The sequence below is a fragment of the Moritella sp. genome (genome assembly GCF_033791185.1).
In the GTDB taxonomy this organism is placed as follows: Bacteria; Pseudomonadota; Gammaproteobacteria; order Enterobacterales; family Moritellaceae; genus Moritella.
Map to the genome: position 1 here is coordinate 21,280 of NZ_JASJHF010000046.1, position 7,923 is coordinate 29,202.

Sequence of the window (7,923 nt, forward strand, 5' to 3'; positions counted from 1 at the left end):
TAACCAATTAAAGAACATATTATGACAAAACGTTTATTAGTGATGGCTGGTGGTACTGGCGGTCACGTTTTTCCAGGTATTGCGGTAGCAAAATATTTACAACAGCAAGGCTGGACTATCCATTGGATTGGCACAGCTGATCGTATGGAAGCTGATTTAGTGCCTCAGCATGGTTTTGATATTTCATTTATTGATATTTCCGGTGTGCGTGGCAACGGCATTAAACGTTTATGCGCAGCGCCGTTTCGCATTTTAAAATCAGTGCTGCAGGCGCGTAAAGTGCTGCAAGACTTTAAACCGGATGTCGTATTAGGCATGGGTGGTTTTGCCAGTGGACCGGGTGGCGTGGCGGCTTGGCTACAAGGTATTCCTGTGGTTTTACATGAGCAGAATGCTGCCGCGGGTTTAACCAATCGGTTATTAGCTAAAATAGCCAAGCGGGTATTAATGGCATTTCCTGGTGCGTTTACTGATGGCGAGCTGGTTGGTAACCCAGTACGCGAAGATGTCTTAGCCTTGCATGAACAGGTTCGAGTGCGCAAAGATAAACTGACAGTATTAGTGGTTGGTGGTAGCTTAGGCGCGAAAGTATTAAACGATACCTTACCTGCTGCACTGGCGTTATTACCACAAGATAAAATTTGTGTACGTCACCAAGTCGGTAAAAACAATGCTGCCAAAGTAACCAGTGCTTATCAAACCGCTGGTGTGACAGCTGAAATATTAGTGACTGATTTTATTGATGATATGGCGCAAGCTTATGCACAAGCTGATGTGGTAGTCTGCCGCGCAGGGGCGTTAACCGTTTCCGAAGTTGCTGTTGCCGGACTACCTGCTATTTTCATTCCATTACCGCATGCGGTTGATGATCATCAGACTAAAAATGCCCAATCATTGGTGGCTGCGGATGGTGCGGTATTGATACCACAATCGCAATTTAATGCCGCTGATTTGGCTACATTATTACAGCCGTGGATTGATGACGAGTCGCACCTTGTGATGATGTCAAACGCGGCTAAAAGTGCCGCTATTCTAGATGCTACTGAGCAGGTCGCAATTGCCTGTTCAGCGTTAAGTGAAGAGAGATAAATAATGCCTGAACAAAAGATCGCACAACTCAGAACTATGGTGCCAGAGATGCGCCGTGTGAAAACCATCCATTTTGTTGGTATCGGTGGCGCAGGTATGGGCGGTATCGCTGAGGTGTTGGCTAACGAAGGTTACCAAATTACCGGTTCTGATTTAGCGCCCAATCCAGTGACAGAACGTCTGGTTAAACTTGGTGCCAAAATTAACTTTGAGCATAAAGCTGAAAATGTGATGGATGCGAGCGTTGTCGTGGTATCGACAGCGATTGATTTAACCAACCCCGAAATTGTGACGGCACATGAAAACCGTATCCCAGTGATTAAACGTGCTGAAATGCTGGCTGAATTAATGCGTTTTCGTCATGGTATTGCCATTTCAGGTACGCACGGTAAAACATCGACGACGGCACTGGTGACTGGTATTTATCATGAAGCAGGTTTAGATCCTACCTACGTTAATGGTGGCTTAGTAAAAAGCACTGGCACTAATGCCGGTTTAGGGACTAGTCGTTATTTGATTGCCGAAGCAGACGAGAGTGATGCGTCATTCTTGTTATTGCAGCCGATGGTTGCTGTGGTGACTAATATTGAAGCCGACCATATGGATACTTATGGCGGTGATTTTGCAAAGTTAGAAAAAACCTTTATTGATTTTCTCCATAACTTACCATTTTACGGTTTGGCTGTGATGTGTGCCGACGATGCGGTTATTCAAAGATTGATCCCAGATGTTGGTCGTCAGGTCGTCACTTACGGTTTCTCTGATCATGCAGATGTACGTATTGTTGATTATGTGCAACAAGGTCATCAAAGCCACTTCACTATTTGTCGTAAAGACCATGATGATTTGCGTGTGAGCTTAAACTCGCCCGGTCAACACAATGCCCTAAATGCCGCTGCAGCAGTTGCGGTTGCGACTGAAGATGGCATTGCCGATAGCGCGATTGTCACCGCATTAGCTAATTTTGCTGGTACCGGTCGACGTTTCGATCACCTTGGTGAATTTGATTCAGGTGCTGGTAATGTGATGTTGGTTGACGATTATGGTCATCACCCAACCGAGGTTGATGTTACTATTACCGCTGCACGTGCAGGCTGGCCTGAAAAACGCTTGGTATCGGTATTTCAACCACACCGTTATACCCGTACGCGTGACTTGTATGAAGATTTTGCTAACGTCTTATCAAAAGTTGATTTGTTATTATTATTAGAAGTGTATCCTGCAGGCGAAGAGCCAATCCCTGGTGCGGATAGCCGTTCATTATGTCGCAGTATTCGACAACGCGGTAATATTGAACCGATTTTTGTCTCGAGTCCTGATGAATTACCGGCTATTTTAGCTGAGCATTTGCAAGATGGTGACTTGGTATTAACTCAAGGTGCTGGTAATGTTGGTTCGCTAGCTAAAGACCTCGCGGCAATGGCAATGAATGTGGATACGATGAAACAATGGAAGCTGTAATCATGAGCGCAACAAACACTAAAAAAGTAGCGGTATTATTTGGCGGAAATTCAGCCGAACGTGAGGTCTCACTCAAATCTGGTGCGGCTGTGACTGCCGGTTTACAGCGTGCGGGTGTTGATGCGCATGCATTAGATACTGCTGAGTACGATGTACATCAACTTGGTCGTGATGGCTTTACCCATGCATTTATTGCCTTACATGGCCGTGGTGGCGAAGACGGTGTTATGCAAGGCGCGTTAGAGCTGCTTGGCATTCCATATACCGGCAGTCGTGTATTGGGCGCAGCACTGGCGATGGATAAGATCCGCACTAAACAAATCTGGCAATCACAAGGATTACCTACGGCACTTTATCGTATTGTCACGCCCACTGATTTTAATACTGAAATCGCCAACGATATCATTGCTGAACTTGGTTCTCCGGTGATCATTAAACCAGCGAAAGAAGGTTCAAGTATTGGTATGGCGAAAGTGCATAACGTGGCGGAATTAGAAATCGCGGTAATGGCAGCATTGGAATATGATAATGAAATCCTCATTGAACAATGGATTGAAGGTCCTGAGTTTACCGTGGCGATTCTGGGTGACGAAGTACTACCGGTGATTCAACTTAAAACACCAAACACGTTTTATGATTACCAAGCTAAATATCAGTCAAATACCACTGAATATTTGTGCCCAGCCCCGATCACGGATGCACAACGCCAGCAATTACAAGCGTATGCATTAAAAGCATTTCAGGCGGTAGCTGCGGAAGGCTGGGGTCGTGTTGATGCGATGCTCGATGCGCAAGGCCAGTTCCAGTTATTGGAAGTAAATACGGTACCTGGTATGACGGAAAAAAGTTTAGTGCCAATGGCGGCGAAAGCAGCTGGTTATGACTTTGAAACTTTAGTGTCTAAGGTACTCGCGCTAGCGCATTAATAAATCATGACCACTGCTACTGTGACACCTTTACCTGACGCGCTAGATGATAATATCTATGCGCTGACCGAACTTGAAATTCAAGCGGATGACTCCTGCGTTGAACTATTAGGACAGTCACGTTTAAAGCGTGGTTTAGGTCTGTTTTTCTTCTTTATGGTGATAGTGTTCTTTAGTTGGATGTTTAGCAGTATGGAAGCATACCTGACTGATGCCAGTAAAATGCCCATGTCAGCGCTGATTATTCAAGGTGAGCGTGAGTACGTCAGTGATGATGATATTCGTGCGGTATTGTTACAAAAACCGGCGATAGAAAATTATTTTTCGGTCAATGTAGATGATATTCAAGAAAAAATAGAATCATTGCCTTGGGTCTATCATGCCTCGGTGCGTAAAAGTTGGCCGGATTTATTGCGGGTATATATTCAAGAACAGCCCGTTGTGGCAGTATGGAATGATACCCAATTATTAAATGCAGATGGTATTGTGTTTGATGCTGATATTAACCGCGCACCTAAATCATTAGTGAAACTTCATAGTCCCAATGATAGAATTGCACAATTATTATCTAAATATAATGAATTCAATGGATTACTCCAGCTTAACGATTATAAAATCGTTAAAATGACAGTTAATTTGCGGAATGCGATAACGGTTGTATTAAGTAATGGTATTATGTTGCGATTAGGACGAGAAGATGCGATCTCACGGATCCAACGCTATATCGATTATGTCGCAGTATTAGATAAAGAAAAAATAGCCTATATAGATTTACGTTACGATACAGGTTTCTCAGTTGGCTGGAAAAATGACAATAAAGAGTAATGATAATGACTAAGTCGATGGAACGAAAATTAATTGTAGGTTTGGATATCGGCACATCAAAAATTGCGGTTGTCGTTGGTGAGTTATTACCTGACGGCGAGCTTAACATCATCGGTTTAGGTGAAAGTGCATCGCGAGGCATGGATAAAGGCGGGGTAAACGACCTTGAATCTGTGGTTAAAGCAGTACAACGTGCATTACAAGAAGCTGAAATGATGGCGGATATGAAAATATCGTCAGTCTATCTGAGTATTTCTGGTAAACATATTAGCAGCCAAGATGAAATTGGTATGGTGGCTATTTCGGAAGATGAAGTCACACAAGATGATGTCGATAACGTGATCTATACTGCAAGATCTGTGCGAATTCGTGACGAACATCGAATTTTGCATGTGATCCCACAGGAATATGCTATTGATTATCAAGAGCGCATTAAAAATCCTGTTGGTTTATCAGGCGTGCGTATGAAAGCTAAGGTACATTTGATCACTTGTCACAACGATATGGCAAAAAATATTGTAAAATGTGCTGAACGTTGTGATTTACGGGTCGATAAATTAATTTTTTCTGCGCTTGCATCAAGTTATGCCGTGGTCACTGATGATGAGAAAGAACTCGGTGTCTGTGTTGTCGATATCGGTGGTGGCACGATTGATATTGCCGTATTTTATGATGGCTCATTACGTCATACATCGGTATTTTCTTATGCTGGTAATGCAGTTACTAGTGATATTGCCTACGCATTTGGTACGCCACCTGCAGATGCAGAAGATATTAAAGTCAACTTTGGTTGTGCACACGCTAATTTATTACAACGTGATGATACTATCGAAGTGGCGAGCGTCGGTGGTCGACCATCGCGCACTTTACAACGACAAACACTTGCAGAAGTGATAGAACCTCGATATTCTGAGCTATTCGGAATGGTTGAAGATGAATTGAAAACTGTTTTGACCACATTAAAACTGGAAAAATTGGCAGCGGGTATTGTTCTCACTGGTGGCGCTGCACAAATTGAAGGTTTAGTTGAATGTGCCGAAGGCGTATTTAATTCACAAGTTAGAATAGGTAGCCCTTTGAATATCAATGGGTTAACTGAATATGTAAATACACCAGTGTACTCAACAGCGGTTGGCTTACTTCAGTTTGGCAAGGAACAACAGTTCGAACCAACAACAGAAGTAGTCTTAGAAAAGAATAGTTGTAATCAGCTGTTTAAAAAAATAGCTAGCTGGTTCAAAGGCGGGTTTTAAAACCCCAACAAGATTTTTGGAGAAATTACCATGTTTGAACTACTCGATGATAGTAACGATGAAGCTGTCATTAAAGTCATTGGTGTTGGTGGTGGCGGCGGTAACGCTGTTGACCACATGGTCAGTGAAACAATTGAAGGTGTTGAATTTATTGTAATTAATACGGATGCACAGGCATTGCGTAATTCAGCCGCTGGATCTGTTATTCAAATCGGTAACACAATAACGAAAGGTTTAGGTGCAGGCGCAAACCCTGCTGTAGGCCGTGAGGCAGCTGCAGAAGATCGCGATACTATTCGTGAACATCTGCAAGGTTCAGATATGATCTTTATCGCGGCCGGTATGGGCGGTGGTACTGGTACTGGTGCGGCGCCTGTTGTAGCTGAAATTGCTAGAGAGTTAGGCATTTTAACCGTAGCTGTGGTAACGAAGCCTTTCTCTTTTGAAGGTAAACGTCGTCTGACTTACGCGCAAGCGGGTATTGATGCATTAAGTGAACAAGTAGATTCTTTAATTACTATTCCTAACGACAAACTACTGAAAGTATTGGGTCGTGGTGTAAGTTTATTAGATGCCTTCAAAGCCGCTAATAATGTTTTACTTGGTGCTGTGCAAGGTATTGCAGAATTAATTACTCGTCCTGGTCTTATCAACGTGGATTTCGCCGATGTTCGTACAGTTATGAGCGAAATGGGTACTGCGATGATGGGTACGGGTGTTGCTTCTGGTGAAGACCGTGCTGAAGAAGCGGCTGAAGCGGCGATCTCAAGTCCACTACTTGACGATGTCGATTTAGCGGGCGCACGTGGTATTCTGGTTAATATTACTGCTGGACTCGATATTAATATCGAAGAATTCGAAACGGTTGGTAACTCAGTTAAAGCATTTGCATCTGACAATGCAACAGTTGTTGTGGGTGCGGTAATTGACCCTGAAATGACCGATGAACTACGTGTAACAGTTGTTGTTACGGGTATCGGTGCTGAAAACAAACCGGATATTACCTTAGTACCAACGCCAGTGAAGAAACTTGAAGAAGCCAAAGTTGAACCCGCGAAAGTTGAAGAAACAGCTAAAGCGACAGTCGTTGTAGCCGATAAGCAAGTAGATGTGCAAAATGTTGCACAGCAAGTTGCTGTTGGTGAAAGCAATACCACGACGGCAACGAAAAGCGAACCGGATTATCTTGATATTCCTGCGTTCTTGCGTCGTCAGGCAGACTAATACTTTATTAGCTTGTGGTTAGATTATACTTCAGTCTTAGGCGTTATTTTTAGCGTAAAGACTGAAGTATATAAGACATGTCTGGATAGGTGATTTTGCATTTCGAGTAGGGCTGTGCTAAATTGCTCGGCCTTGCGCTGGAGTGCGAGATTTAAATAGGGTGGCATTCATGATTAAACAAAGAACATTAAAACAAGCGGTACGTGGCACTGGCATCGGTCTGCATTCTGGCAACAAGGTTACCCTAAATCTTCGTCCAGCGGCAGCCAATACCGGTATTATCTATCGCCGTATCGATCTCGATCCTGTTGTTGATTTTAAAGCATCAGCCGACATGGTGAAAGATACGATGCTGTGTACTTGTCTCATTAGCGAAGATGGTCACCGTATTTCTACCGTTGAACATCTTAATGCAGCATTAGCTGGCCTTGGCATCGATAATATCATTATTGAAGTTGATGCCGCGGAAATTCCGATCATGGATGGCAGTGCTAGTCCTTTTATTTTCTTACTGCAAAGTGCAGGAATAGCAGAACTAAACTGTGCCAAGAAATTTATTAAAATCAAACAACCAATTCGTGTTGAAGATGGTGATAAATGGGCTGAATTCTTACCTTCTAACCATGGTTTTATCATGGATTTGCGTATTGAGTTCGATCATCCGGTATTTGAAGGTCAAAACCAGCATATTCGTGCCGACTTCTCAGGCGATTGGTTCCATCAAGAGATTAGCCGCGCTCGTACGTTTGGCTTCATGAAAGATATTGAGTATTTACAATCACAAAACCTGGCACTGGGCGGTAGTCTAGAGAATGCCATCGTGGTTGATGAGTTCCGTATTTTAAATGATGACGGTTTACGTTATGAAGACGAATTTGTTAAACATAAAGTACTTGATGCTGTTGGTGACCTGTACTTATCAGGCCATTCAATATTAGGTGAGTTTAGAGCATTCAAAACTGGCCATGGTATGAATAATGTATTATTAAGAGCATTACTTGCTAATCAAGAAGCGTGGGAATTTACCACCGTTGATGAAACGCAAGATGCACCGATTCGTTGGTTAGACGCAAATTTAGAACTGGCGTTATAATCTAACCGAATGGCTTTGGTATCTCGTAACTGACGGTATTAGTTAGCGCTGA

Annotated in this window: 7 protein-coding genes; all 7 read left to right on the top strand. The window is 43.1% G+C overall.

What is annotated here, in order from left to right; translation table 11 throughout:
- Positions 1–21: 21 nt before the first annotated feature.
- The 7 genes from murG to lpxC all read left to right on the top strand — a co-directional run bounded on the left by murG (position 22) and on the right by lpxC (position 7,871).
- Positions 22–1,089, top strand: a complete 1,068-nt coding sequence (gene murG, locus QNK26_RS02855; RefSeq protein ID WP_319220751.1) for an undecaprenyldiphospho-muramoylpentapeptide beta-N-acetylglucosaminyltransferase — start codon at positions 22–24, stop codon at positions 1,087–1,089.
- A complete protein-coding gene (gene murC / locus QNK26_RS02860; protein ID WP_319220758.1) occupies positions 1,090–2,550 on the top strand; it encodes a UDP-N-acetylmuramate--L-alanine ligase in 1,461 nt (486 codons plus the stop codon).
- On the top strand, positions 2,538–3,476 hold the full coding sequence (locus tag QNK26_RS02865) for a D-alanine--D-alanine ligase (protein WP_319220752.1): 939 nt from the start codon (positions 2,538–2,540) through the stop codon (positions 3,474–3,476). The genes murC and QNK26_RS02865 overlap by 13 nt, the downstream gene beginning before the upstream one ends.
- Before the next feature lie 6 nt (positions 3,477–3,482).
- Positions 3,483–4,301: a cell division protein FtsQ/DivIB gene (locus QNK26_RS02870; RefSeq protein WP_319220753.1), complete on the top strand. Its 819-nt coding sequence runs from the start codon at positions 3,483–3,485 to the stop codon at positions 4,299–4,301.
- Between the two features lie 5 nt (positions 4,302–4,306).
- A complete protein-coding gene (gene ftsA, locus QNK26_RS02875; RefSeq protein ID WP_319220754.1) occupies positions 4,307–5,554 on the top strand; it encodes a cell division protein FtsA in 1,248 nt (415 codons plus the stop codon).
- Positions 5,555–5,584: 30 nt separating this feature from the next.
- A complete protein-coding gene (ftsZ, locus tag QNK26_RS02880) occupies positions 5,585–6,778 on the top strand; it encodes a cell division protein FtsZ (protein WP_319220755.1) in 1,194 nt (397 codons plus the stop codon).
- Positions 6,779–6,947: 169 nt separating this feature from the next.
- The gene (lpxC, locus tag QNK26_RS02885) at positions 6,948–7,871 is read left to right on the top strand and encodes a UDP-3-O-acyl-N-acetylglucosamine deacetylase (RefSeq protein ID WP_319220756.1); all 924 of its coding nucleotides are present in this window, start codon (positions 6,948–6,950) and stop codon (positions 7,869–7,871) included.
- The last annotated feature ends 52 nt before the right edge of the window (positions 7,872–7,923 follow it).

Bases quoted from the DNA above. Each gene is read 5' to 3' on its own strand.
- ftsA (WP_319220754.1), top strand. From the start codon at position 4,307: ATGACTAAGTCGATGGAACGAAAATTAATTGTAGGTTTGGATATCGGC.
- ftsZ (WP_319220755.1), top strand. From the start codon at position 5,585: ATGTTTGAACTACTCGATGATAGTAACGATGAAGCTGTCATTAAAGTC.
- lpxC (WP_319220756.1), top strand. From the start codon at position 6,948: ATGATTAAACAAAGAACATTAAAACAAGCGGTACGTGGCACTGGCATC.
- QNK26_RS02865 (WP_319220752.1), top strand. From the start codon at position 2,538: ATGGAAGCTGTAATCATGAGCGCAACAAACACTAAAAAAGTAGCGGTA.
- QNK26_RS02870 (WP_319220753.1), top strand. From the start codon at position 3,483: ATGACCACTGCTACTGTGACACCTTTACCTGACGCGCTAGATGATAAT.
- murG (WP_319220751.1), top strand. From the start codon at position 22: ATGACAAAACGTTTATTAGTGATGGCTGGTGGTACTGGCGGTCACGTT.